Genomic DNA, 24,817 nt, shown 5'->3' on the forward strand with positions numbered 1-24,817 from the left:
CCCGGCGCCACCGCCGCCGCCGGCTGCCCATGGTCTTGGCGGCGCTGGTCCTGCCGCTCCTGGGCCTCACGCTCCCCGAGAGCGGCGCGCAGGCGGCAACCGCCCCCAAGCAGGACGTCGTGCGCGTGGCCGAGTTCCTGGCCGAGTGTCCCGCCAGCCACCGCGCGCCGGACGACCCGATCATCTTTCCCGGCCTGCCCGGCGCCTCCCACATGCACAGCTTCTTCGGCAACACCTCGACCAACGCCCATTCCAGCCTGGGCAGCCTGAACGGTTCCGCGAGCACCTGCTCGCCCGACACCGATCTCTCCGCCTACTGGGTGCCGACCCTCTACAAGGGCAACACTCCGATCGAGCCGACCGGCACCACCTTCTACTACCTCGGCGAGGGGGTCAGGGACGACATCATCGCCAAGACGCAGCCCATACCCCGCGGTCTGCGCATCGTGGCCGGCAACGCCAAGGCCACCGGCCCGAACGACAACACCATCTCCCGCTGGTCCTGCCTGCACCACGGCGAGGTCGGATCGTCCCCCGACTTCGTCAACTGCCCGGCCGGCTCGATGCTGGAGTCCTATCTCGACTTCCCGCAGTGCTGGAACGGCAAGGATCTCGACTCCGCGGACCACAAGAGCCACATGTCCTACCCGGTCAACGGCGCCTGCCCCGGCACCCACCCTGTTCCGGTGCCCAAGCTCCGTCAGGTCCTGCGTTACCCCGTCAACGGCAACCCCGCGGACCTTCGGCTCGCCTCGGGAGCGGGGTACACGATGCACGGCGACTTCATCAACGTATGGCCCGAGGCCGAGATGGAACGCCGGGTGCGTGACTGCATCAACCCCATCATCAAGTGCGGCATCGACGGACATCCTTCCTGACTGACGCACCCTCAACTCCTGTTCCCTCCCGCACCTCGTGCCCGGCCGGACTCCCCTCCGGCCGGGCACGGGCCCGCCCACAGGAAGCGCAGATGAAGCAGGCACCCGCTCTCGCCCTATGTCTCGCCTTGCTGCTGGGCGCCTGCTCGACGCCACCGGCCCCAACCACCCCCGCCACTCCCACCGCTCCCACTACCCCCGGCGACAGCCCGCCCCTCCCCGGAGCCACAGCCACCGACACGGGCTGGATTCAGCTGATGATCCCGATGGACGACCAGGCTGTGCGGCTCCTCGAACTCGCCGCCGGCCGCGCGTCAGCGCCGGGCCTGGAGACCTGGGCGGCCGCCCGCACCAAGGAACACCGAGCCGAACTCGCCCTCCTGCGCCCGCTGTTGCACCGCATGGGCCTGCCCGACACCAATGTGCACAAGGGTCACGACATGCCCGGCATGGTGAGCGGGAGCGACCTCGCCCGCGGTCGTCGGCTCACCGGCACCGCCTTCGACCGCTTCCTCCTCAAGGAACTCCGCGACCACCTCGGCCACTCGCAACGCGTCTCACGCTCCGCCGCCCACTCGGCCGGCAGCGGCGCGGTCCGACGCCTGGCAGCCCGCATCGCCGACACCCGCGCCGACCAGCTGAAGTCACTGCCCGGCCGGTGAGAGACCGACAGAGCGCACCGCTTCGTACCAACTCCGCACATCTGTACGAGCGATGGAGCGAAGCCGGAGTAGCGTCGTGAGGGTGCGACCGGAGCGGCCAGGTTCTGGCAGCCGCCGCGTCCCGGGTGGCGACGATCGACCGGGACGCGAGGAACGAGGCTCCCCCTCGTCGCTTCCTCGCGCAGTGCCCTCCATGGGTGAGAGGCGGGATTTCCCACCACGAAGGGCGCCGGCAGGAGCCGCGCCGTCGGTGATGCGGCTCCTGCCGACCCACGGGGAACCGCCACCAGCACCGGCCGCCCGCAGCACTAGCCCGACCGCAACACCGGCCACCGGCCACCGGCGGGAGTGGGCCTGGGCCCACCCACCCGTACGTTCAGGCTCATACCGCGCACCTCATGCGCTCCGTAGCGTCAGCATCACATCGACACGGAGGACGAAAGCCATGGGAAAGACCACCACGACCGCCGCGGTCAGGGCCGAAGACACGCAGCTCGGCGCCCCGCAGGCCCAGGAGGCCGTCGGCACGCTGCAGGCCCAGGAGGCCGTCGGCACACTGCAGGCCCAGGAGGCCGTCGGCACACTGCAGGCCCAGGAGGCCGTCGGCACACTGCAGGCCCAGGAGGCCGTCGGCACACTGAAGAAGGGCATCGCGCTCTACGGCACTGTCAGCGCCGTCATCCTGGGCACGGTCGCCGTGATGGCGATCAGCGGTCAGACCGCGACGCCGTTCATGTGGGTGCGGTCCGCCGTCCTGCTCACGGTCACCGCGCTGCTCCACCGGATGGCCGTCGACGTCTCCAAGGGTTCGCGCCGGGCGTACGAGCGTCTGAGTGCGCTCACCGTCATCCTGCCGATCGCGATCATCGGCGTGGATCTGATCCCCGGCCTCTGCCCGGCGTGGTTCACCGTGATGCAGGGTGTTTCCGCCCTGTCCCTCGTCCATGCCGCGGTCACCGTCAGGGGCGCGGCACTGCGCGCCGCCTTCCCCAAGGCTTGTTGAGAACACTGTCCGGGACACCGGGGCCGGGGCCGGCCCGTCCCCCGGCCCCCGCACACGCATGCCCCGCACACGCATGCCCTGCAAACGAATGCCGCGACCACGCATGCCGCGACCACGGATGTGCTCGCGGCATGCGTCGTCATCGACCGATGGTCACACCGTCTTGCTGAGGCGATCGGCGAGCAGCATGGCGAAGCGCGCCGGGTCGGCCAGGTCTCCCCCTTCCGCGAGCAGCGCGGTGCCGTAGAGCAGCTCTGCCGTCTCGGCCAGATCCGGGTCCGCGGCCCGCTGCTCGTACGCCGACTTCAGCCCGCTCACCAACGGGTGTTCGGGATTCAGCTCAAGGATGCGCTTGACCGGCGGGACCTCCTGGCCCATCGCCCGGTACATCTTCTCCAGCGTCGGCGTGAGGCCGTCGGCGTCACTGACCAGGCACGCGGGCGAGCTGGTCAGACGGGTCGTCAGGCGTACGTCCTGCACCTCGTCGATCGTTTCGTTGAGCCAGGTGAGCACGGCCGCGTAGGCGCCGGACTTCTCCTCGGACGGCTCCTCTTCGGACGGCAGGTCGACCGCGCCCCGAGCGACGGACTGGAACTCCTTGCCCTCGTACTCCCGCACCGCCTCGACCCAGATCTCGTCCACCGGGTCGGTGAGCAGCAGGACCTCGTACTCCTTGGCCTTGAACGCCTCCATGTGCGGGGAGTTCTCGACCTGCGCGCGGCTTTCGCCGGTCATGAAGTAGATCTTGTCCTGGCCGTCCTTCATCCGGCCGACGTAGTCGGCGAGGCTGGTGGGCTCGTCGCCGACGGTGGAGGCGAACGACGCGATGTCGAGGATCGCCTTCTGGTCCTCGGACCCGTCGAGCAGGCCTTCCTTGACGGCGGCACCGAACTCGCGCCAGAACGTGCGGTACTTGTCGGTGTCCTTCCTCATCAGGTCCTTGATCGTCGAGAGGACCTTCTTCGTGAGGCGCCGGCGGATCAGCTGGATGTGCCGGTCCTGCTGGAGGATCTCGCGGGAGATGTTCAGCGACAGGTCGGCCGCGTCGACGACTCCCTTGACGAAGCGGAGGTAGCCGGGCAGGAGGTCACGACTGTCGTCCAGGATGAACACGCGCTTCACATACAGCTGAATGCCGTGGCGGGCGTCGCGCTGGAAGAGGTCGTGCGGGGCGCGCGACGGGATGAACAGCAGGGCCTCGTACTCGAAGGTGCCCTCGGCCCGCATCTGGATGGTGTCGAGCGGGTCCGTCCAGTCATGGCTGATGTGCCGGTAGAACTCCCGGTACTCCTCGTCCTTGACCTCGGAACGCGGGCGGGCCCAGAGGGCCTTCATCGAGTTGAGCGTGTCGTCTCCCCTCCGGATGGGGAACGAGATGAAGTCCGAGTACCGCTTGACGATCTCCCGGATCTTCCGTTCGTCGGCGTAGTCGTGCAGCGCGTCCTCTTCGTCGGCGGGCCGCAGGTGCACGGTCACGGACGTGCCCTCCGGCACCTCATCGGCGTCCTCGATGGTGTACGTGCCGTCGCCGTCCGACTCCCAGCGCACACCCGACGCCTCGCCGGCCCTGCGGGTGTGCAGGGTGACCCTGTCGGCGACCATGAAGACGGAGTAGAAGCCGACCCCGAACTGCCCGATGAGCTCGGCCGATTCCTTTTCCTTGTTCTCGCGAAGCTTGCGCAGGGCTTCGGCGGTGCCTGACTTCGCGATGGTGCCGATGAGTCCCACCACGTCGTCACGCGACATGCCGATGCCGTTGTCCCGCACGGTCAGAGTGCGGGCCTCCTGGTCGACCTCGATGGCGATGTGCGGATCATCGGCCCTCAGGCTCGCGTCCGTGAGCGCGGCGAGGCGCCGTTTGTCCAGGGCGTCAGAGGCGTTGGAGATGAGCTCGCGGAGGAAGATCTCCTTGTTCGAGTAGATCGAGTGGACCATCAGCTGCAGGAGCTGTCGAGCTTCGGCCTGAAACTCCAGCGTCTCGGTGGTCATGGCGCCCCTTCTGGTCAGTTGATCTGTGCGACGCCGCCCACTTTCCCAGGATCGTGAAAGTGCGCGCGCACCGGAGGCCGAAGTGAGTCAGAAGGCGTACCTGACGCGCAGCCACGGCGCGTGTGTCGCGAGCAGTTGCCGGATTCGCTCCAGGGACTGCTGCTTGACCTCAAGGGAGTAGCGCACGTTCAGCGCGCCGTTCTGCGAGCGCTTGGTCTCCTGGGCCTGCGGCTGCCACAGCACGTCCTCGGCGCGAGGATGCCAGCCCAGATTGACCTCGTGGAGCGCCTGGTTGTGGGTCAGCATGATGACCTCGGCGGCTGCCTGTTGCTTCACGCGGGCGGGCAGGACGTCATCGAGGTGGGTGAGCAGTTCTGCCCAGGCCTGCTGCCACCTGGGGCGCAGCACGACGGGCGAGAGGTTGAAGTGAACCTCGTACCCGGCATCAAGAAAATCGGCGGCTGCCGCGATCCGCTCCTCGACCGGACTGGTGCGGATGTCGAGCAGCCGGGCATCGTCGGCGGGCATGACGGAGAAGCGCACACGCGTACGCCCCTGCGGATCGAGCGCGAGCAGATCAGGGTTGACGAACTTGGTCGCGAAGGAAGCTTTGGCCGTCGGCAAGCCGCGGAACGCAGCGACGAGATCAGCGGTGTTGTCGCAGACCAGAGCATCGACGGAACAGTCACCGTGCTCGCCGATGTCGTAGACCCAGGCTTCGGGATCGCACTGATTGGGTTCCGTCTTGGGACCCTGGGCCCGTACGTGGCGCCGGACGTGGGCCACGATCGCCTCGATGTTGGTGAACAGGGTGATGGGGTTGGCGAAGCCCTTGCGTCGGGAGACGTAGCAGTAGGCGCAGGCCATCGCGCAGCCGTTGGAGGGGCCGGGCGCGATCCCAGTCGGCGGACCTTCCGTTGGGGCGCGTCGCGAGAGTGTGCTTGACCCCGAGAACAAGCGTCTCGGTCTTGCTGCGGACCCACCGGCCCACGTTGCCGTCATCGCCGTGCAGGGCGGGAATTCGCCAGTGACTGTCGACCTCGGTCACGCGCACGCCCGGCAGCCGGGCCATGATCTGCTGGCCGCGCGGAGAGTCGAGGGCGGCGGGCTCGGCGTAGACCTCGCGTACGTCGAGCATTCTGCGCGCCTCCGGACTGTCCCGAAACACCTGCTGCGGAGTCTGCGCCGCCGGCGCGGTGTCCGCCCACCCGAAGAGCGCTTGCTGCTCGGGCTTTCCCGAGCCGGGTTCCGCGGCCGGCTGCTGCACGTGCTGTTCCTTCAGTCCGAGCTTCCCTCAGTCCGGGTTTCCCTCAGTCCGGGTCACGCCACCGCCCTTGCCCTTCTTGCACAATGACTGCGGCTTGTGGACGGCATGGCGACCGGACTTGTCACTCTCGACCTCGTACTGCGGTTCCTCTTCAGAGGCGTCGACGGTACGTCCCGCCACTTGAGCGCGTCCCGTGATCTTCTTCTTCACATTCCCCGGAACGGTCTGCCCATGGCTGCTCCAGGAAACCTGGTCACCCTTGCTGAGCATCCTTTCCTTTGCCACGATCCGCACGCTCCCTCGGCCTCGACCCCCGATAAACGACGTTCTTCACTGTCCCGTGCTTCAGGACGCGGCGCATTCCGGCAGACGACCACGGGGCTTAAGGCCCGCGGGTCTGTGGGTCAGGCCCCCTCAACCGTGGTCAGGTACAGCCTTTGGCACTCACGCGAGGGAGCAATGACGCCTATCAGAGTCTGCCGTTGGCACGCCCCATGCAGGCGGCGCCTCGCTCATGGAGCGGATGACGTGCTCTCTTCTTCCTTCGTTCCGGCCACCGGAAGCACGTACTCACCAGCGAGACGCGCCAAGTGCAGCGGGAGAGGCCGGGCGAGCGGCGCGTAGTCATCGTGGTAGCGCAGCTGGTGCGTGAGCGTCGCCCACTCCGCCGGCCGGTCAGGCAGGTCCCCTTCACGCCCCGAGTCCGCCAGCGCTTTCTCCGACAGGCAGCCGAGCACGGTGATCTCCAGCTGCCCGGGGTTCCAGGCCGTCTTCCCGGGTGCTGTCCGGCCCTGTGCCGTGGGCGCCAGCTTCATCAGCCCCTTCGGCAGTTTCGCCACCGTATGCGGCTTCGAGGCCGTACTCGCGAAGACACGGCTCTCCGTCTCTGCCGACCCCCACACGCCCTCGGCGAAGCCGACGCTGCCCTTGGCGTCGTGGGCGTACCACTCCGCCACTTCCTCCCGCGCGTTGGCGTCCCGTACGAGCACCACCCGCAGGTCGTCACCGTAGAGCGTGTGGCGCTGGGCTGGTTCGGTGCCGAAGCCGAGCATGTCGCGGTCCAGCTCGCCGTTGCGCAGGCGAGGCCAGCACTGGCGCAGATTGCCTGCGTCCGCCAGCACGAGGGTCGGGCGACCGCGGAGCTGGAAGAGCAGCGCGCGGATCTGCCGCTCGGCCTCCCGCTGCCTGTGCTGCTCCACACCTGGGCGGGCACCGGGCCGGAGCCCGCCCCTGGCGGTCACGCCGTCGCCAGGGCGACCCGTATCAGTCTCCTTCCCCGACTCCGCCACTGGTTCCACTGCCTGGGAGAGCAGCAGCAACAGCTTCGGGTACGGCACCCATTCGGCGCGCTCGGCGTCCCACCCCTCGATGACGCCCGCTCCTTCGTCCCCGAGGCGGACCCGCACCGCGACAAGCCGATGGACGGGGCGCCGCGTGGGCCCCTTCCTGGTGTGGCGTACGAGCCAGAGCGCCACGTACTGGAGGTCGCCGGGAACTCCGGCCCCCACTCGATGGGCGGGCGGACTGATCGCGCCGAGCTGCCGAAAGGCGTCCAGCCAGGTCCACTTGGCCCGGTGCTCCAGGCCGCTGTCGGTGTCGTCGGGCAGGTTGACGAACTGGCTCAGCCGGCCCTGCCGCGCCCAGGCGATGCGCAGCGCATGCTTGGGATCGGAGTCGGAGACGGCGGCGAAGCGCTCCTTGCCAGCGATCTCCGTGATCACGACTCCGGCCGCGTCGGGACGCGGAACCACTCGGTCCGCCACAAGTCGGCAGCGCCCTTCGACGGCTTCGGCCAGCCGGGCGGCCCTGGGGCGACTGCGCTCCCGGGAGACCGGCAGGGCGTCGGCCAGGGGTCCCGCGGGCAGGGCCCGTACGCGGATCTCGACCCCCTCGCCCCGCCACCGCCAGGTGTCGTCGTCGGCCCGCCCCTCGCTCTCCCCGGGAGGGAAGCCGATGAGCTTGGGCAGTTCCGCGAGCAGGGCGGCACGGGTTTCCGGGGACTGCCAGAAGACGTCGATCTCCAGGGGACGGCCGTTGAGTGCGCGTGCCAACGCCGCCCGCCGCTGCAGGGCCAGCTGCGTGTCCCGGACGCCCGGACCACGCTTGGCGCCCGAACGGGGCAGCAGCGAGGGAGTGTTACTCCGGGTAACCCGTGTGAGGTCGGGAACCCGGGTCAGCATGGGGCGCAGCCCTTCCTCGACCCAGGCGTCCAGATCCGCCCGCTCCCGTGCCATCAGCCCCGGTCCAACCTCATGCGGGCCGATCGACGGGTGGTAGACGATGCCGGCGGCCACGTCCCCGGACCCGTTGATCCAGCGTTCCGGATGGGAGAAGAGCGCCTCGGGCTGCGGATAGTTGCGTACGATATCCAGCTCGGGCAGGAGCGGTGCGGGGCTGTGGTGGCGCCAGGCCAGTTCCTTCAGCCGCCGGTCGTAGCCGAGGGTGTTCACCATCAACCGGTGGCCCCGGTCCGGCCCTCCCGGCCATGGCAGCGGAGCGTCGAGCAGAACGGTCGTGCCGCCGAGCTGGTGGGGGCGCACGTCCAGCTGGGTGGCCCACCGGCGTACCTGAGCGGACACATGGACGCGGAACCGTGGGGCGAACGGCACGGTGTGGACGGTGATGTTGAGGCAGGCCGAGTAGTACCAGGTCTGCCCGCGGCGCTCGTACCGCTGTGGCGGCCAGGAGACGAGTCGCGCGCCGTTGCCCGAACTCTCGACGCGGAAGTGGAGTGTGGTGCCCCCGGTGCGGAACGTCCGGGCGGCCAACCGGAAGGCGACCCACTCGGGTAGCAAGCCGTAGAGCCGTGCGGTGGGTTCGGCTGTTCCGCCCGCCGAGGTCACGGTCTCGGTGAGGTCGACTGATTCGGTCTCCCAATATGGCAGTTGGACGGCCTCGGCCGGGTCGTCGGAGCGGAGCCTCTCCTCCAGATCGGGGCCCTCGGTGTCGTCCTCCTGCCGGTACATGCCCGCCGCCCAGGTGCCGATCACCGGGGCCAGCACCTCCGGCGGGACGGCTTCCCGTGCGTAGAGCCACGGCAGGCGGCCGTCCGTTCCGGCATTGCGGCCGGTCGCGATGACACCGGGGGCCATCGCCTGGAGCAGCAAGTTGAGCCTGCGTACAGGGAGCCGATCAGGGCGGACGGAGCCCTGGTCGGCCTCGGTGTGCATCCTGGTCAGCTCGGTGTGCAACTCCTCTCCGAGCCGCAGCACACTCATCTCCTCCCGCCACGGTCCATGGAGCGGGTCGGATTCATAGGCCGCGTTGCGGATGGTGTGATACACGAAATTTCCTCCTGAAAGCCGGAGTTCGGCGCTTACGGGTGGGCCGGGTCGGGAGCAGGGGCGAGCAGACGGGTGAGCATGCGCCGGAGAGGTTCGTACAGGGCGTGGGCGATGAACTGCTCCTCCGCGCTCTTCGTCTCGCCCTCGAAGTACGGGTCCAGCACGTCGAGGACGCTGTGCAGCAGGCTGGACTTGGGGGTGTCGGCCTGCGGTGGTACGGCCCCGCGGTTCGGGGCGAAGGCGGCGTCGACGAAGACCACCCTGGCCGGTACGCCGCCGCGCACCAGCCGCCCGATCACCTGCCACATCAGGACCAACATGTCCCAAGTGACCTGCTCCCGCGTCTCTTCTCCGAGGTGGCTCCAAGCCATCGAGCGCGCGAGTACCTTGTACCAGCGCGAACGAGCGAGGCGGCGGACCTCGTCGGCACCTTCCTCGACAGTGGCCTGTCCCTGTACCCAGGTGTCGAAGTCACCGCCGGTCACGGCGCGGACGATCCAGTCGTTGACGGCGTGGACGGCCAGGGACAGGTCCTCGGGGTGCGGATTGGGCCGGGCCAGGAAGTAGACCGTGCCGATGGCCGCCTCGTCGTCGTCGTTGAGGATGTTGTGGCCCCGCTCCACGGCCAGCAGGGGCGCCACGAGGATGTTCGCGTCGAGGTCCTTCAGGTGCTCGACGTCGCCCCGGCGCAGTGACCGGGCGCGGTAGACGGACGGCGCCTCGTCCTCCGGGGCGATCTCCTCGTCGTCCGAGACCAGGCACAGCACGCTGTCGCGCCAGCGGGAGTTGAGGTTGTGCAGGGTGTCGGCCACGATGCGCGCCTCGGCGTAGCTTCCGACCAGCAGGAGGATCTGGTCGCGCTTGCCTGCGCAAAGGGAGAGCAACTCGCGCTCCAGCGGACCTCCTTCGGGCGCGTCGCACTCCCCCGCCGCGCCGAGGTGGGTGGCGATGCGGCGCAGCTTCTCGGGGCGGTCGTCCGGGTGGGTTCCCGACAGGCGCAGCTTCTCGTCGCCGTCGTCGATGAACTCGAAACGCATCAGGCTCTCGTTCGCGATACGTTCGGTCACCTTGGCCGGCGGCTCGATGATCACGCCGACTGGGACGCAGACGTGGTAGCGGCTGGACGCGCCCGCCCAGCTGCTGCCGGACATGAGCAGCAGATGGGCGCCGGGCCTGCCGTCGACGGAGGCGAGGCGGGGCATGGCGCGCAGCAGTTCACGTCCGACGCCGCTGCAGCGGAAGAAGGTCAGCTCGCCGCTGCGGACTCCGCCTTTGTCCTCGCCCGGGACCCGGAACTGGAAGCCGAGTACATTGCCCATCGGGGCCTCGGGCACCATCGGGCCGTAGTCGAGCGGCCGACGGTACATCGTGTTGTAGCCCAGGCTGAGGGCGGCCTCGACGCGGGGCCACATGGCGTTGATCATGGCAAGTCGGGGTTCCAGGGCGCTGAGCAGCAGCGTGAACTCGAAGCGTTCGGCGAGCTCCTGGTGCCACTGCTCGGGGGTCTGGGGCGGTGGCTTGGGCTTCCGGCGGCGGCCTCGCCCCTTCTGCCGTTCCTCCTCCGCGCGCTGCCACTCGTCGTACTCCTCCTTGTACGTCTGCTGCCGGGCGGCCATGTACCGCGGGTCAATGTGGAAGACCTCGTCCATGACCTCGGCCAGGTGGCGCCGGGTATTCTCCGGGTTGCCGGTGTGGAGCAGTTCGTTGAGGAGGGCGGTCAGCTCGCTGAAGTCCTCCTCTATCCTGCGGCGGCGGTCGCCGAAGGGGTTGTCGCGAAAGGCGTCGAGAAGCTTACCGAGAGCCTGTCTGGGGACGTGGTTCCGGTGTTCCGGCCCGCTGCCGTCGGGGAGTTCGTAGCGTTCGTCGAGCAGTCCGAGCTGCAGCGTCCAAGCGCTGAAGTAGCCCGTCCGCACCCACCTGCGCAGGTCGTACCTGGCGACGAGCATCGCGTACAGCCGGTCGGTGGCCGATCCGGCGGTGTTGAGGGCGGCGGCGAAGGTCTCCACGTCCCGTTCGGAGAGCTGGGTGCGCCCGCTGGCCGCGAGCTCCCGGATCTTGTGCCGGCTCAGCTGGTCGATGAGGCCCTTGTCCTCGTCGCTGGCGAGGACTACGGCGGGTGCGAAGGTCTGGTCGAACTGCATCTGCACCCGGTCGACCTCGTCGATGATGACGAGGTCGCTGCGGCGGCAGGCGAGTTCGAGGTAGCGGATGCGCTCGCCGTTCTGGGGGCGGGGCGGTGAGGCGTCGATCAGTCCGGCCGGCGTGGCCACCCAGATCAGGGCGCCGACCAGGGTGCGGGCTCCGTGGTACCGGGGGCAGGCGGACCAGTAGGGGCAGCTCGCAGCGCTCTTCTGCCAATCGGAGGCCCGGCCGCCACCTTTGTCGCGCCGCGGGTCCGACGGTGGCCGGAGCCGGGAGCAGGGTGCCTCACCGAAGGCAAGTGGCTCGGTGGACGAAGTTGCCCCCTGCCGCCTGGCGTTGAGCACGCAGGAGGTCCCGAGGTAGGCGAAGGCGGGGTCGTCGTGGGCGAGCAGACGGTGCTCGCCTCGGCCCGCCAGCCGACGGTGCAGCCGCTGGGCGTGCCGCTCCCGGCCGGAGGACCCGAGCACGGGCGCGGCGGCGCCGTCGGTGTAGAGATCGTAGAGCCGAACGAGCTTCAGTACCTCTGCGACGTCGGTGACCACGATGGTGGTGCGCTTACCGAGCTTGGCGAGATGGACGGCGATGAGGTCGCGCAGCGTGCTCTTGCCCGCGCCGACGATGCCGAGCAGGTGCTGGATCCCGTCGACCGTGAACGTGAAGTCCTCGTCCTTGCCGGTCTTGTGGAACGTGCCGTTCGCTTTGGTGGACAGGTCGAAGGCCCGCAGCCGCTCCAGCCAGCGCGGCGGCCTTCCCTCACCAACGCGGGCGTGTGTGGCGTCCATCTCCGCCGCGGTGCGCTCCAGGCTCTTCCGGGTGAAAAGCAGAGGCTCTCCACCGCCGGCCGGTTCCAGGTCCAAGTCGTGGGCGACGAGGGGGGTGTGGGGGACGGACGGCAGGTCGACGACGGCCAGGGTGCGACTGACGGGGAAGGCGTGCGGACCCTGGCCCGCGATCGGCATGCGTTTGCCCGCCAACGGCGGTGCGGCACACAGCAGTTGCTCGTAGACGGAGAAGCGGTCACTGGCGAGAGAGAGTTCGCGGCGGGTGGCGGGCGACTCGGTGTCCGGTACGTCGTAGCCGCGCACCCTGGAGTCGAACAGCTGGTAGCTCTCCAGCGCCTCGCGCCAGGTGCGGCCCCTGCGCAGTGTCCACATCGAGTACCGGGCGACACGCAACGTCCGCGCGGTGTCCGGCGGCAGCTGCGCTTCGTGTGCCTCAGCGAACCCGTATCCGCTGAACAGTACCCAGGCGCTGCCCGCGGGACTGCCCGGCATCAGCTTCTGCTGGAGATACAGGCCGAGTTCCACCTGGCAGAGGGTTTCCAGGGCTGCCTTGGGGACGGACGGCCCAAGGAACGCCTTGAGAGCGCGGAGTACGTCGGTCAGCGGCGGGGTGATGCTACGCATCGTCCTTCTCCTCTCTAGGGGCCCGACCCAGATCGGGCACGAGGTCCACGGGTGTGGTGAGCACCAGCCGGTCCCGCAGAAGCGCGGGAAGGGCGTCGGTGAAGGCCTCCCGGTAGCCGCCCCGTCCGGCGAGCGCGTCCGGGACCACGACGAGGGTGCGGTCCGCGAGGGGCGCGCTGTCGGTGAGATGTGCGGCGAGGAGGGCCGGCTGCAGGCGGTCGTACATCTGGATGTCGACGATTCCGGCACCGGTGTCCCTCAACCGGTAGGCGGACAGAGGCCCCGACACGGGCTCATGGTCGATCCCGGCGCGATCCAGCGCGTCCAGCGCGGCCTCTTCGGTCCGGCACGGCAGTGCGAGGAACGTCCGCAGCGAACGCCGCAGGATCCATGTCTGGTCCGGCTCGCGGATCAGTTCCGGAGGATCGTCGCGCGGGCATTCCTCTCCCTCGCACCAGATGTCCGTGTCGGTGGCGGACGGCCCGGGTACGGGCACGGCCCGGTCCCTGGGCAGCGCGGGGAGCCCGCACGAGGGACAGCGCAGGAAGTCGCCGTCGACAAGCAGGGATTCGGGCAGCGGCCCGTAGAGGTCCTTGACGCGGCTCCAGACGGCCTTGCTCCAGCCGGGCCTGAAGCGGTCCTGCCGGTGGACCACCGGGTGGCGGGCCAGGAAGCCCCGGCACTGCCGGTAGCGCTCGCCCGTTCCGCACCGCGCTTCCAAGTCGCCCAGAAGCGCGCGAGCATGCGCCGCCACGCCCCCGTCCGGCCCGCGCGAGGCGACTTCGAGGCACGACCGCGTCGGCATCCGGCCGACCGGGTGTACCAGCGTCGCGCCCGGGGTGACCAGGGAGGCGGTAACCGCGAAGAACGGATCGCCCGCCGGCTTGGTCCGGCACCACTCCCACAACTCCGGAAGGCTCCTCGGCGGTGTCTCCCCGACGTCGAGGCAGTGCATCACCGTGCGGTCCAGCGCACGCTGGGCGAGGCCGGGATAGGGCAGGGCGAACGAGCGCAGGCCCTGAACCTCGGCGAGGGCAGCCACCATGCGGGCAAGCTCGCGGAAGAGTTCGCTGCCCGCGCCCTCAGATTCTTCCCCGGTGCCCGGCCGGTCGGCCCGGCGGGCCGCCCCCGCCCTCATGCCGCCACCTCGGTGGCGGCCGACACCGAGCACCAGCGGGCCACTTCGCACCGCTGGCATGAGCGTCCGGGCACGGCCGTGTAGTGGTCGTCCCCGTGCCAGTCGGTCACCATCGTCCGCAGGACTCCCTCAGCCGCGGTCCGGTTGGCGGAGGCGAAGGGGTCGATGATCTCCAGGTCGGCACCGCCGGGGCGCAGCACCTCAAGCTCGACCCGGGCACGGGACGGAGCGCCGCCCAGGTCACCGCGGCCGATCAGCACGACTGCCAGGGCCAGTTGAGGGTAGAGCTCCAGCAGGGGAAGGTTGGACCGCCGGTCGGTGGCGGAGGTCTTGGTCTCGCGCCACACCCAGGAGCCGGCTTCCCGGTAGAGCAGGTCGGGTGCGGTGATCACCACCACGTCGGCGACGGTGTCGTGCCGCACCACCCTGGGTTCGGTCCGCACGTCCGTCCCGTCCCCGACGCACCGCAGCGGGCAGACCGCGGCGTGCCGCCGCAACAGGATTGCGCCGAGGGTGCGTTCGCGGTCGGGCAGGTCGAATTCGTCCGGCACCCACTCCTCGGGAACCTCGACCGTGCACGGTCGAGGCGATCCGTGGCCGTGCCGGTCGGCGAGGTAGGCGTGCAGGGCCCGACCGCGCTCGGCCGTCACCTCGCGCTCGACGGAGTCCGCCGTGGGCAGGTGCAGCCGGCGCATGTGGTCGCGGGCCGGACAAGCCCGATAGTTGCGCCCGTTGGTCACCGACCAGGTGCGGCGGGGCCGGTTCGGCGACTCGATGCCCAGCAGTCCGGGCGCCGCGCGCAGCGCCGGGCAGACCGACAGGTAGGGACATCCGCCGCAGGCGGAGCCAGGGCGGTATTCCCGTCCGTCCAGTACGCCGGCCAGGGCGTCGGGGCCGTGCTCGCGGTACCGGGCGAGCGCCTGCTCCCGGCTGCCGGCGAAGAGCTCCCGCGTACGGCCGTCGAACAGCGCGAACTCCACGATCCGTACATGCTCCGGCGGCGGCCCGGGGGTGCCCTCGGCCAGCACCAGGGCGACGGCGGCGACGAACCCGTCAGGCGGCAGCTCCCGGTTCAGGCGGTGCACGGGCAGACGGAGTTCACGGTAGGCACCGTCGGCGGAGGCCAGGCAGCGGCCCCACACGGTGAAGCGGTACTCCTGGGCGTTCCGCGAGTCGGGGCCGGACGGCCGGTAGCGGTACGTCCACGGCTCGGGGACCTCGTTCAGGGGGCGTTCCGGGTCCGCGGGGAAGGCCGCCTCGTACGCCTTCACACCATGGTCCGACCATGTCCTCAGGCCGTCGTGCAAGGGCGCGGTACGCGTCCGGGGCAGGCTGCCGGAGGGCCGGAAGCGGGCGTCGCAGGCGGCCATGAAGGGGCCCAGAGTGAAGTGCTCCAACCGCTCGCGGCGGCGCGGTACGGGGTCGGCGGTGTGGTAGCCACGAGTCTTGAGAGCGTCAGCGGCAGGGCACCGGAATTCGCCTCCTTTGAACATTCCGGCGGATACCGTGATGACTTCGGAGGTGCGGGTCACCCCGTCGGGGGGCAGCCACGGCTGTGACATTTTCTGCTCCATTTCTGCACGGAGGAAAGAGAGGAAAGAAGGGTGGCCAAGAGGGAGATCGAGGAGATCGGCGATGTGGAGAAGCGCTACGAAGTGCTGGACATGGTCGGTGACGGCGGCCAGGGCGACCTCTTCCTCGGCCGTGACCGCAGGAGCGGGGAGAGAGTGGCGCTGAAGCTCCAGAAGTCCCGTGACCTCGGCCCCGAGAGCTACTTCCGCTCGGCTGGCAGCAACCTTCTCGAAGAGGGCTCCCGCATGATGATGCTTACGGGAATTCAGGAGATTCCCAAGGTTTTCGCCACCGGGACGCACCGAGGACGCCGATGCCTGGTCATGGAATTCATCGAGGGACACCAACTGCAGAACGTCCTGTTGGCAGCCCGGCCCGTCAGGCACCCCGGGACCGTCGCATCCGTCATCGGCCAGCTGTGCGAAATTCTGTGGGAGGTGCACGAACGGAATCTTGTGCACTGCGATCTCAAACCCGAGAACGTCATCGTGCAACCGGACGGCCGTCTCCGTCTCATCGACATGGGCCACGCGATCACGGCGGGCGAGGAGACATCCTTCGAGCGCGGCACGCGCGGCTGGGCCTCTCCCGAGCAGTCCGACGCGTGCCCCTCGGGTCTGACGCGGCGGGCGGACATCTTCGGGCTTGGCTGCATCCTGCTGGAGATGACCGTCATGCGGCTGCCCTACGGCGGACTGGAGGAGCGGGCGGAACCGGGCGGCCCGGTGCTGCCGCCCGACAAACTCGCCGAGCTCCCACCGGAGTTCGCCCCTCTCGCGCTGTGGATGGTCCGGTGTGAGGCGAGGGAGCGCCCGGCGGATGTCCGTGAGGTGTTCGACCAACTCCGCCCGCACCTGCCCCGGCTGGGCTCGCGGCGTCCGTCGAGGCGGCTGCGTCCCGACCCGACCGAGTACTACCGCACGCATCCGCCTCGGCTGTGACGGTGATCCGGAGGGTACCGACCGGGCGGGTCACCTCAACCCTTCCAGGAACTCCTGGACCTCGCGTACGCCTTCGCCGCCCATCAGTTCACGCAGCACGATGACTCTCTCCAACTCCCGTACCGCTGTGTCGGTTTCACCGGCGGACACCAGGACGTCCGCGAAGAGCATCCGCGTCTTGTCCTCGTTGGGCCAGTTCTCCTGTTCGCGGTAGATGTCGCACGCCTGCCGGTACAGGGAGATGGCCTCGTCCCGTTCGGCGCGGGCCAGGTGCACCTTGGCCAGGGTGAACAGCACATCGGCCAGGCCGCTGCGCTCCACCGTGCGCTCCACCACGCCCAAGGCGTCGGCGCATCGACGGAGCGCCTGCGCGTACTCACCCCGGTCGTGGTGAAGCGCGCCGAGGGCGTTCAGGGCGGCGGCCTCCCCGACAGCGTCGGACACCCCCCGGCACAACTCCAGGGCCTGGCACAGCGCTTCCTCCGCCCCCGTCCGGTCGCCCTGCTTGCGCAGGGTGATCCCGAGCCGGTGAAACGAACGGGCAAGACTCAGCCGGCCCGCCTCACTGTCGTCCTCCTTGCTGAGCCGGACGGCACGGCGCAGGTGGCCCACGGCCGCGTCGTACTCGCCGAACCGCCACTGTGTCCCCGCCAGCATCCGGTGGACCATGGCGCAATCGACCGGGGCAGCGGCGGATTCGGCGGATTCGACGGCGCGCAGGAGGTTCCGCAGTGCGTCGCCGAGGAGGTGCCGACGCCACTGATAGGTGACCAGGGCCATCGAAAGCAGCCATGTGTACCGGTCAATGCCCTGGTCGATGGCTATTCGGATGCCTCGCTGGACAGCGGCGTACTCCTCGTCCAGGTACGCCATCGCCTGCCCCGGTTCCGCGGGGTCGGTGACCGTGACCCCGTCGGGCTCGCCGATGGGCAGGGCGCGCTCATGGTCGAGCACCCGGTCGCAGGCGCGGACGTTGTGCAGCTGGTGTTCCAGCACCTGCCGTACGGTCGCCTGCTCGATGTCCGCTGTCTCTCCGTCCGCCCCCGGCTGCACATGCCGACGGGCGAAGGCCCGCACGAGGTCGTGCAGTCCGTACCGGTCGCCCTGGCGCTCCACAAGGTTCGCCGCCACGAGCTCCATCAAGGCCCGGTCGGTGCGCGCTCCTTCCCCTGCCGCCCTTCCCAGATCCATCACCGCCTCCCAGGAGGCGGTGGGCCCGGGGTGGACGGCGAGCTGCCACAGCAGCATCCGGGCCTCCGCACCGAGCACGCGTACAGAGCAGTTCAGCGCTGCGCGGACCGACAGTTCATGCTCCGGCAGGTGCAGGGTGTCCAGCCTCGCCCGCTCCCGCTCCTCCTTCATGTCCCGCACCAGGGCGGGGAGGGTACGCAACGGACGCGCACCGCCTTCCAGGAGTCGAGCCACCACGGTGAGCGCCAACGGCAGCCGTCCGCAGAGGCTGACCAGCTCACTGAAAGCCTGGGCGTGCTTCGCTCGATCCTCGACCGAGACCTTCTCCTGGAGCACCTCCAGGGCATCCGCCTCTTGCAGCGGCTCCATCTTGCGAAATAGCACCTTTCTCTCGGACTGCAGGCGCAACAGATCGTTGCGGCTGGTGATGATCACGGCGCAGGTGCCGTCTCCGGGGAGCAGCGGCAGCACCTGCTTAGCGTTGAGCGCGTCGTCCAGGACGACGAGTACCGAGCGGTGGGCCAGTGCCGACCGCAGCGCGTTGCTCTTGCTCTCCGGTCCGGTCACCGTGGTGTACGGCGGCAGCGCGGCCAGGAACCCGTCCAGAACCTCGTCCGGTTCGGCGGGCCGCGCGTCCCCGTCGGCGAACCCGTTCAGTTCGGCGCGGAGCACTCCGTCGGGGAACCGCTCTCGAAGCTGACGGGCGAGGTGGTTGGTCACCGTGCTCTTCCCGACACCCGCCATGCCGCTGATGAGGACCAAGGCCAGGTTGCCGGCGTCCTGTTCGTCGCACACGGCCGCCACGAGGCCACGGATCAGTTCGTCCTGCCCGACAGGCCTGCGGCTGCTGCCGGGCAACTGGTCTGGGACGGGCGGCAGGAGCGTCCCGCCGGACCGGTGGGCGACTCCCCGGACCTGGTCGAAGGCACTCCGCAAGTCGGTGTCCGGCTTTCCATTGCGCCTCGTCCACTCCTTGATGAGCCGTTCACGTCGGCGCTCCGCCAGGTCGTCGTGGGCGAGCAGGTAGAACCGGAAGACCTGGGGCAGTTCCGGTGCGCGCTCGAACCACTTCTCCGTCTCCTCACGGAGCCACTTCTCCTCCCTCGATTTGTAGGCGGCGTCCATCCGGGCGTGCACCGCGGCCATCAACTCGGCCCGCAGCGCCTCCCGGCGCAGTTGGAAGCCGCTCTCGGTCAGCCCGCGCAGCGGATCACCGCCGTCCCACTCCTCCAGGGCCGCGCCGAGCAACTCGAACCCCTCCGGATGGTTCAGCCCTTCAGCCCTCGCCACCCGGTCGCGGAAGCGGAGCAGGTCGACGCCGCCCTCCGGCGCGCGGAGCGTGCAGTAGCCCGACTTGCCACCATGGGGCACGGCCTCCGGGCCCAGTCGCTTCCGCAGGTCAGAGACAGCACGGTCCACCAGGCCGCGGGTGTTCTCCTCGCCCTCCCAGAGGACTTCGGCGATCTCCTTCCTGGTGCATCGGCAGCCCGTTGATGTCGCCAGAAGCGCAAACAGCCCGGCTGCCTTCGAACCTGCGCAGACCCTTCCGCCGCCGTCCCCTTCGGCTCTTACCGGGCCCAGCACATACCCCTCCATCGCCCTTCCCCTCTCCGCACCGGAAGCAGTGGTCCGGGCCCTGCGACGGCGCCCCCTTCATCTGTACGTTGCGATGCGCCGCTTCACACGCAAGTACTTCTTCACGCCCCCATGCCTCAGTTTTCCCTCAGTTTCCGCTCCGCGGCCTCCTCCCATCCCCGGGCACGATGGCACCAGCCCGCTCGCAGAAGAGCGAGACGGCAGCGTAGTCATCCATCGACCCATCAGGAAGGAACCACAGGCCCTATGAACAACCGTCAGCGAAACCGCCGGGCGAGCCGTCTGCGCCAATCCCCCGACTGGCCGCCGACCCGGCGCCGGCGGGCGGCCGACCGGACCGAGGGCACCACGCCAGCGACCCCGCGCGCCGAAGCGCCGGACGACTCTCCCGCCGAGACCGCCTGAGTTCCACAGCTCATGGGTGGGTGCCCGTCCCGGGCGGGCACCCACCCACTGCGGCCCCGCCCCTCTGAACTACTCCGACCGGCGAGCTCACGGCCTCTCCGCACTGTCACACGCTCGTGGTCGAAGGCGGCGAAACCCGGTCGACAGGACCGACACCGGCGGCTCTTCAGCACGTCCAGCACATCGACATCTCCGGCGCCTTCGGCACCTTCAACCCAGAGAAAGGACATTTACTGATGTATCCACTATCTAGTAGTTTGTTCGCCTTGGTGAGGCGGCACTTCGACGAACCCCGGGGCGGCGACGCGGTCCTCGTGACCGTTCCCACGGACATCGAGGGGGCGGAGCCGGGCCGGCTGACCGCTGTCGAGACATACGAAGCCCTGTACGGGCCGGGCTCTGACCCGCAGTTCGCCGCCGCGGTCTGGAAGGAGGTACTCAGCACCGCGCTGAGCGACCTCGCTCCACACGGCACCGGGAAGCTCCTGGCGATCTGGCTGGCCCTGCCCCGGTTGACCGGGACGGTCCACCGCGTCTGCACGCGCCTGCACGCCGATCGGTCGGACGTGGAGGCCGAGATGATCCTGGCCCTCTTGGAGGAACTGGCGGCTCCGGACGCCGCGAGCCGCCTCTCCGACTCGTCCCTGATCCACGCCGCGCGCACCAGGGCGTGGTGCTTCGCTCGCGACGGCCTGCGGGAACTCCCCTCCACCCATGTCGAGCGCATCGCCCAGGATCGCGCGCTCAGGGCGTCCGACGGGGAGGCGGACGCTTCGGCCGAGGAGCGCCTGGACGTGCGGGTCGACCGTCCGGACGGCCCGGACGGGCTGCGCGCCCCACTGCGCTTCCGGGTGCGCCCGGAGTATCTGCGCAAGGATGCCCTCGCCGACACCGACGACGGGACGAGGGACCGTTCGACGCACCACGCCCCCCGGAAGAACCGACGGTCCGAGCGCCGCGCGGGTACCCGGCCGGTCCGCCCTGCAGGGAGGCGAACATGAAGGACCCGGCAGAGGGCCGACTCAGTTTCTCCGAGATGTTCGACCTGCCCGTGACAGTGGACCTGCGGACGGCGTGCCGAGCGTTCGGGATCGGTTCGACGACCGCGTACCGACTGATCCGCGAGGGGGAGTTCCCCTGCTCCGTCCGCCGCGTCGGAGGCAGGTACAGGATTCCGACCAACGAGCTGATGCGCGCCCTGGGGATCGAGGACCGTCCCCTGTACAGCGTGGACCTGAAACTGGACACGGAGGGCCCAGGAGTCGGCTTCTGACCGGGAAGAAGAGGCGGGCTTCGTGCCCTCCGCCACAGTGCGGCCCCGTGGCTGATGCCACGGGGCCGCACCGCCTTGCCTCTCCACGCCCGACCCCGGCCCGTCGCCAGGTGTGGTCCTCCGAGTCGCCTGTTCGACCCGGGGTGAGACCTCAGCGCCGGTTGTGACACAGAGTTCGGGTTCAGGACGCGGAGGAAGACCTCCGTATGCCCACCGACGATGGAACGAGTCGAGAAGGAGGACTCCACAGAGCATGGGCGGCAGGCCGATATGCCTGACACATCGTTAGAAGCAGCGTCAGACAAGCGTCGAGATGGCTCCGCGCCGTGCCCGCGACGACCGGGCCAGCGAACCCTTCGTCCAGCATGGTGTCCACAGAGCCGCAGGCCAGAGACACGCATCTGTCACATGGCAGGCTCCTCGTCATGTACTCCGGGAAGCAGGTCGATCTCACCGTGCCACACCTGAGAGGCTCGGAAAACCGCAGGTCAGGCACCCTTTGAGGCAGGCTCCAAAATCGCCACACACTCCACATGATGCGTCATCGGAAACAGATCGAACGCCCGCAACGACCGCACCCGATACCCCCCGTCCCGGAAGTACCCCAAGTCCCGTGCCAGTGCGGCCGGGTCGCAGGCCACGTATGCGATCCGGCGCGCGCCCAGACCCGTCAGGTGCTTCACCGTCTGCTTGCCCGCGCCCGCGCGCGGCGGGTCCAGGACGATCAGGTCGACCTCTGTGATGCCCGTGCGCGGCAGGGCTGCCTCGACCTTGCCCTGTTCGATGCGGACGCGGTCGAAGGCGGCGAGGTTGTGGCGGGCGTCCTCGACCGCTCGCTTGCCGGACTCGATGCCGAGGACCGCGCCCTGGTCGCCGACCCGGTCGGCGAGGGCGCCCGCGAACAGGCCCACTCCGCAGTAGAGGTCCAGGGCCGTCTCGCCCTTGCGGGGCGTCAGGCCCTGCATGACGGCGAGCATGAGGGTCTCGGCCGCCTTCGGGTGCACCTGCCAGAAGCCGCCGTTGCCGACGCGGTACGTGCGGCCGTCGGCGCGCTCGCGGACGAAGGGGCGGCCGTGGACGCGGTGGACGCCGCCGTCCTGTTCGGCGATGCGGAGGACGGATACCGGCTTGTCCAGCTCCACGAGCGGGAGACGCGCGCCCGGCTTCGGTTCCAGGATCACCTGGCGGTCCTGGGAGCCGGTGGCCGCGATCGCCTCGACCGACTCCATGCCGGCCCAGTCGTGCTTCTCGATGCCGAGCTCGGAGACCCCGGGAGCGGCGATCATGCAGTGCTCGATGGGCTCGACCTCGTGCGAGCGGTGGCGGCGCAGGCCCGCGTTGCCGTCGGGGTCGACCGCGTACTGGACGCGGGTGCGCCAGGCCGGGACCTCGCCCGGCGGCAGCTTGTCGCCATCGGCCGGGACGACCGTGCCGTCCCAGCCGGCCTCCTCGGGGGTCAGGCCCGCGAGGCGCTGCAGCTGCTCCGTGATGACCTCGCCCTTGAGGCGGCGCTGTGCGCCCGGCTTCGCGTGCTGCCAGTCGCAGCCGCCGCAGCGGCCGGGGCCCGCGTACGGGCAGGGAGCCTCGACGCGGTCCTTGGACGGGTCGAGGACCGTCACCGCGTCGGCGCGCAGGAAGCGGCTGTCCTCGTCGCCGTCCGTCACGCGTGCGATGACCTTCTCGCCCGGGAGCGTGTGCCGGACGAAGAGGACGCGGCCCTCCGCCGTGCGGGCCACGCAGTGGCCGCCGTGGGCGACCGGGCCCACCTCGACCTCGTACTCCTGCCCGACCAGGGAGGCCGCCCGCGACGCCTCCGAGTGCGAGTCCTTCGCGTTCCCCGCCTGCGATTTCTTCGGTTCTGCCTGCATGGCGGGGTGACTCCACTACGTAAGGGGGGATCGGCCGAAAGGAAACGGCCGGACAACAGCCCACCAGTCTACGTGGGTGTTGCCCGGCCGCTCACCAGCAGCAGGGGTCAGGCCTTGTTGCTCGGCTCCTTCTGGCGCTTCTCCACCGGGCCCCGGCGCACCGCACCCGGCGCGTTCCACTCCGACCGCCTCCGCGCCCGCTTCTTCGCGGCCTCGGAGGAGTCGAGCTGGTAGGGGACGGACGTCACCATCACGCCCGGCGTGAAGAGCAGCCGGCCCTTGAGCCTGAGCGCGCTCTGGTTGTGCAGCAGGTGCTCGTACCAGTGGCCCACCACGTACTCCGGGATGATCACGCTGACCACGTCGCGCGGGCTCTCCTTGCGCAGGCCCTTGACGTACTCGATGATCGGCCGCGTGATCTCGCGGTAGGGCGAGTCGAGGATCTTCAGCGGGACGGTGATGCCGCGCCGCTCCCACTCGGCCCGCAGGGCCTTGGTCTCCGCCGGGTCGACGTTGATGCTCAGCGCTTCGAGCGTGTCCGAGCGCATCAGCTTGGCGTAGGCCAGGGCGCGCAGCGTCGGGCGGTGGATCTTGGAGACCAGGACGATCGAGTGCACGCGGGACGGGCGCACGCTGTCGTCGGACGGCGTCTCCGGGGCGGCGATCTCCTCGGCCACGCGGTCGTAGTGGCGGCGGATCGCCGACATCGTCGCGTAGAAGATCACCATGCCGAGCAGGGCGACCCACGCGCCGTGCGTGAACTTCGTGACGAGTACGACGACCAGGACCATGCCCGTGAAGAAGGCACCGAAGGTGTTGATCGCCCGCGAGCGGATCATCCGGCGCCGCTTGGCCTGGTCCTTCTCCTTGCGCAGATGGCGGTTCCAGTGCCGGACCATGCCGATCTGGCTGAGCGTGAAGGAGACGAAGACGCCGACGATGTAGAGCTGGATCAGACGGGTCGAGTCCGCGCCGTAGATGACGACGAGGAGGGCCGCGGCGCCCGCGAGCAGCACGATGCCGTTGGAGAAGGCGAGGCGGTCGCCGCGGGTGTGCAGCTGACGCGGCAGGTAGCGGTCCTGCGCCAGGATCGAGCCGAGCAGCGGGAAGCCGTTGTACGCCGTGTTGGCCGCGAGGAAGAGGACAAGCGCGGTGGCGGCGGCCAGGACGATGAACAGGAAGCTGCCGTTGCCGAAGACGGCCTCGGCGACCTGCGAGATCACCGGGTTCTGCACGTAGTCCGAGCCGACCGGAACGCCGTTGTGGAACAGGTCCTTGCCCGGATACTCGGCCATGCGGACCTTGGTCGTCATGGCGAGCGCGATGATGCCGCAGAACATGGTGACGGCCAGGGCACCCATCAGGGCCAGGGTGCTTGCCGCGTTCTTGCTCTTGGGCTTGCGGAAGGCCGGGACTCCGTTGCTGATCGCCTCGACGCCGGTGAGCGCGGCACAGCCGGAGGAGAAGGCCCTCAGGAGCAGGAAGACGAGCGCGAAGCCCGCCAGGCCTCCGTGCTCGGGCTTGATCTCGTAGTCCGCGGTGGGCGCCTTCATCGTCTCGTCGAGGACGATGCCGCGGAAGGCGCCCCAGGCGATCATGATGAAGACGCCGGCCACGAAGACGTAGGTCGGGATGGCGAAGAGCTTTCCCGACTCCTTCACGCCGCGCAGGTTCATCACCGTGAGGAGCACGATGACGGCGACGGCGCAGAGCACCTTGTGCTCGACGACGAACGGAATCGCCGAGCCGAGGTTCTCGATGCCCGAGGAGATCGACACCGCCACGGTCAGGACGTAGTCGACGAGCAGCGCGCTCGCGACGGTGAGTCCGGCCTTGGGGCCGAGGTTGGTGTTGGCGACCTCGTAGTCGCCACCACCACTCGGATAAGCGTGCACGTTCTGCCGGTACGACGCGACGACGGTGAACATCAGCACGACGACCGCGACAGCGATCCAGGGGCTGAAGTGGTACGCCGACACACCCGCGATCGAGAGGACGAGGAGCACTTCCCCCGGCGCATAGGCGACGGAGGAGAGCGGGTCGGACGCGAACACGGGTAGAGCGATGCGCTTCGGCAGGAGGGTTTCTCCGAGCCGGTCGCTGCGCAGTGCGCGCCCGATGAGGATCCGTTTGGGCACGTCGGTCAGTTTGGACACGCAGAGGATCGTAAGCGTTCGATTGGGTGCCCGCCCACCCACCACC

Annotated in this window: 16 protein-coding genes and 1 pseudogene; 7 read left to right on the forward strand and 10 right to left on the reverse strand. The window is 69.5% G+C overall.

Annotated features, from left to right (window positions below; translation table 11 throughout):
- The first annotated feature begins 29 nt into the window (after window positions 1-29).
- The 3 genes from ACZ5WE_RS27915 (at window position 30) to ACZ5WE_RS27925 (ending at window position 2,543) form a co-directional block, all read left to right on the forward strand.
- Window positions 30-878 carry a DUF1996 domain-containing protein gene (locus ACZ5WE_RS27915; RefSeq protein ID WP_467688573.1) on the forward strand — a complete coding sequence of 283 codons (849 nt, stop codon included), beginning with the start codon at window positions 30-32 and terminating at the stop codon, window positions 876-878.
- 92 nt (window positions 879-970) lie between these two features.
- Window positions 971-1,540: a DUF305 domain-containing protein gene (locus tag ACZ5WE_RS27920; protein ID WP_467688313.1), complete on the forward strand. Its 570-nt coding sequence runs from the start codon at window positions 971-973 to the stop codon at window positions 1,538-1,540.
- 445 nt (window positions 1,541-1,985) lie between these two features.
- Window positions 1,986-2,543 carry a hypothetical protein gene (locus tag ACZ5WE_RS27925; RefSeq protein WP_467688315.1) on the forward strand — a complete coding sequence of 186 codons (558 nt, stop codon included), beginning with the start codon at window positions 1,986-1,988 and terminating at the stop codon, window positions 2,541-2,543.
- 153 nt (window positions 2,544-2,696) lie between these two features.
- On the opposite strand, the gene htpG is transcribed toward ACZ5WE_RS27925, so the two are convergent.
- The 7 genes and pseudogenes from htpG to ACZ5WE_RS27960 form a co-directional block, all read right to left on the reverse strand.
- Window positions 2,697-4,532: a molecular chaperone HtpG gene (gene htpG, locus ACZ5WE_RS27930; RefSeq protein ID WP_467688317.1), complete on the reverse strand. Its 1,836-nt coding sequence runs from the start codon at window positions 4,530-4,532 to the stop codon at window positions 2,697-2,699.
- Between the two features lie 87 nt (window positions 4,533-4,619).
- Window positions 4,620-5,799 (reverse strand): annotated as a pseudogene (locus ACZ5WE_RS27935) (spore photoproduct lyase family protein).
- A gap of 27 nt (window positions 5,800-5,826) precedes the next feature.
- Window positions 5,827-6,069 (reverse strand): hypervirulence associated TUDOR domain-containing protein, encoded by a 243-nt coding sequence (locus ACZ5WE_RS27940; RefSeq protein WP_467688574.1) that lies wholly within the window; start codon window positions 6,067-6,069, stop codon window positions 5,827-5,829.
- Between the two features lie 242 nt (window positions 6,070-6,311).
- The gene (locus ACZ5WE_RS27945) at window positions 6,312-9,083 is read right to left on the reverse strand and encodes a pPIWI_RE module domain-containing protein (RefSeq protein WP_467688319.1); all 2,772 of its coding nucleotides are present in this window, start codon (window positions 9,081-9,083) and stop codon (window positions 6,312-6,314) included.
- Window positions 9,084-9,115: 32 nt separating this feature from the next.
- Window positions 9,116-12,631, reverse strand: coding sequence for a pPIWI_RE_Z domain-containing protein (locus ACZ5WE_RS27950; RefSeq protein WP_467688321.1), 3,516 nt, complete (start codon window positions 12,629-12,631; stop codon window positions 9,116-9,118).
- Entirely contained in the window at window positions 12,624-13,769 is a 1,146-nt protein-coding gene (locus tag ACZ5WE_RS27955) for a pPIWI_RE_Y domain-containing protein (protein WP_467688323.1), read from the reverse strand. The genes ACZ5WE_RS27950 and ACZ5WE_RS27955 overlap by 8 nt, the downstream gene beginning before the upstream one ends.
- The gene (locus ACZ5WE_RS27960) at window positions 13,766-15,331 is read right to left on the reverse strand and encodes a PD-(D/E)XK nuclease family protein (protein ID WP_467688325.1); all 1,566 of its coding nucleotides are present in this window, start codon (window positions 15,329-15,331) and stop codon (window positions 13,766-13,768) included. Before ACZ5WE_RS27960 ends, ACZ5WE_RS27955 begins: the two co-directional genes overlap by 4 nt.
- Before the next feature lie 42 nt (window positions 15,332-15,373).
- Between ACZ5WE_RS27960 and ACZ5WE_RS27965 the strand changes: the two genes are divergently transcribed.
- Window positions 15,374-16,282: a serine/threonine protein kinase gene (locus ACZ5WE_RS27965; RefSeq protein WP_467688327.1), complete on the forward strand. Its 909-nt coding sequence runs from the start codon at window positions 15,374-15,376 to the stop codon at window positions 16,280-16,282.
- Window positions 16,283-16,312: 30 nt separating this feature from the next.
- Here ACZ5WE_RS27965 and ACZ5WE_RS27970 read toward each other — a convergent pair whose 3' ends face one another.
- Window positions 16,313-18,892, reverse strand: a complete 2,580-nt coding sequence (locus ACZ5WE_RS27970) for a tetratricopeptide repeat protein (RefSeq protein ID WP_467688329.1) — start codon at window positions 18,890-18,892, stop codon at window positions 16,313-16,315.
- A gap of 423 nt (window positions 18,893-19,315) precedes the next feature.
- On the opposite strand from ACZ5WE_RS27970, the gene ACZ5WE_RS27975 reads away from it, so the two are divergent.
- The 3 genes from ACZ5WE_RS27975 to ACZ5WE_RS27985 all read left to right on the forward strand — a co-directional run bounded on the left by ACZ5WE_RS27975 (window position 19,316) and on the right by ACZ5WE_RS27985 (window position 20,747).
- Entirely contained in the window at window positions 19,316-19,474 is a 159-nt protein-coding gene (locus tag ACZ5WE_RS27975; RefSeq protein WP_467688331.1) for a hypothetical protein, read from the forward strand.
- Between the two features lie 266 nt (window positions 19,475-19,740).
- Window positions 19,741-20,475 carry a hypothetical protein gene (locus ACZ5WE_RS27980; RefSeq protein WP_467688332.1) on the forward strand — a complete coding sequence of 245 codons (735 nt, stop codon included), beginning with the start codon at window positions 19,741-19,743 and terminating at the stop codon, window positions 20,473-20,475.
- Entirely contained in the window at window positions 20,472-20,747 is a 276-nt protein-coding gene (locus ACZ5WE_RS27985; RefSeq protein ID WP_467688334.1) for a helix-turn-helix domain-containing protein, read from the forward strand. Before ACZ5WE_RS27980 ends, ACZ5WE_RS27985 begins: the two co-directional genes overlap by 4 nt.
- A gap of 488 nt (window positions 20,748-21,235) precedes the next feature.
- Here the strand turns inward: ACZ5WE_RS27985 and ACZ5WE_RS27990 are convergent, their stop codons facing one another.
- Both ACZ5WE_RS27990 and ACZ5WE_RS27995 read right to left on the reverse strand, forming a co-directional pair.
- Complete coding sequence (locus ACZ5WE_RS27990) at window positions 21,236-22,615, reverse strand: class I SAM-dependent RNA methyltransferase (protein WP_467688336.1); 1,380 nt, start codon at window positions 22,613-22,615, stop codon at window positions 21,236-21,238.
- 107 nt (window positions 22,616-22,722) lie between these two features.
- Complete coding sequence (locus tag ACZ5WE_RS27995; RefSeq protein WP_467688338.1) at window positions 22,723-24,771, reverse strand: APC family permease; 2,049 nt, start codon at window positions 24,769-24,771, stop codon at window positions 22,723-22,725.
- Between the last annotated feature and the right edge of the window lie 46 nt (window positions 24,772-24,817).

The organism is Streptomyces sp. NPDC033180 (assembly GCF_055577645.1).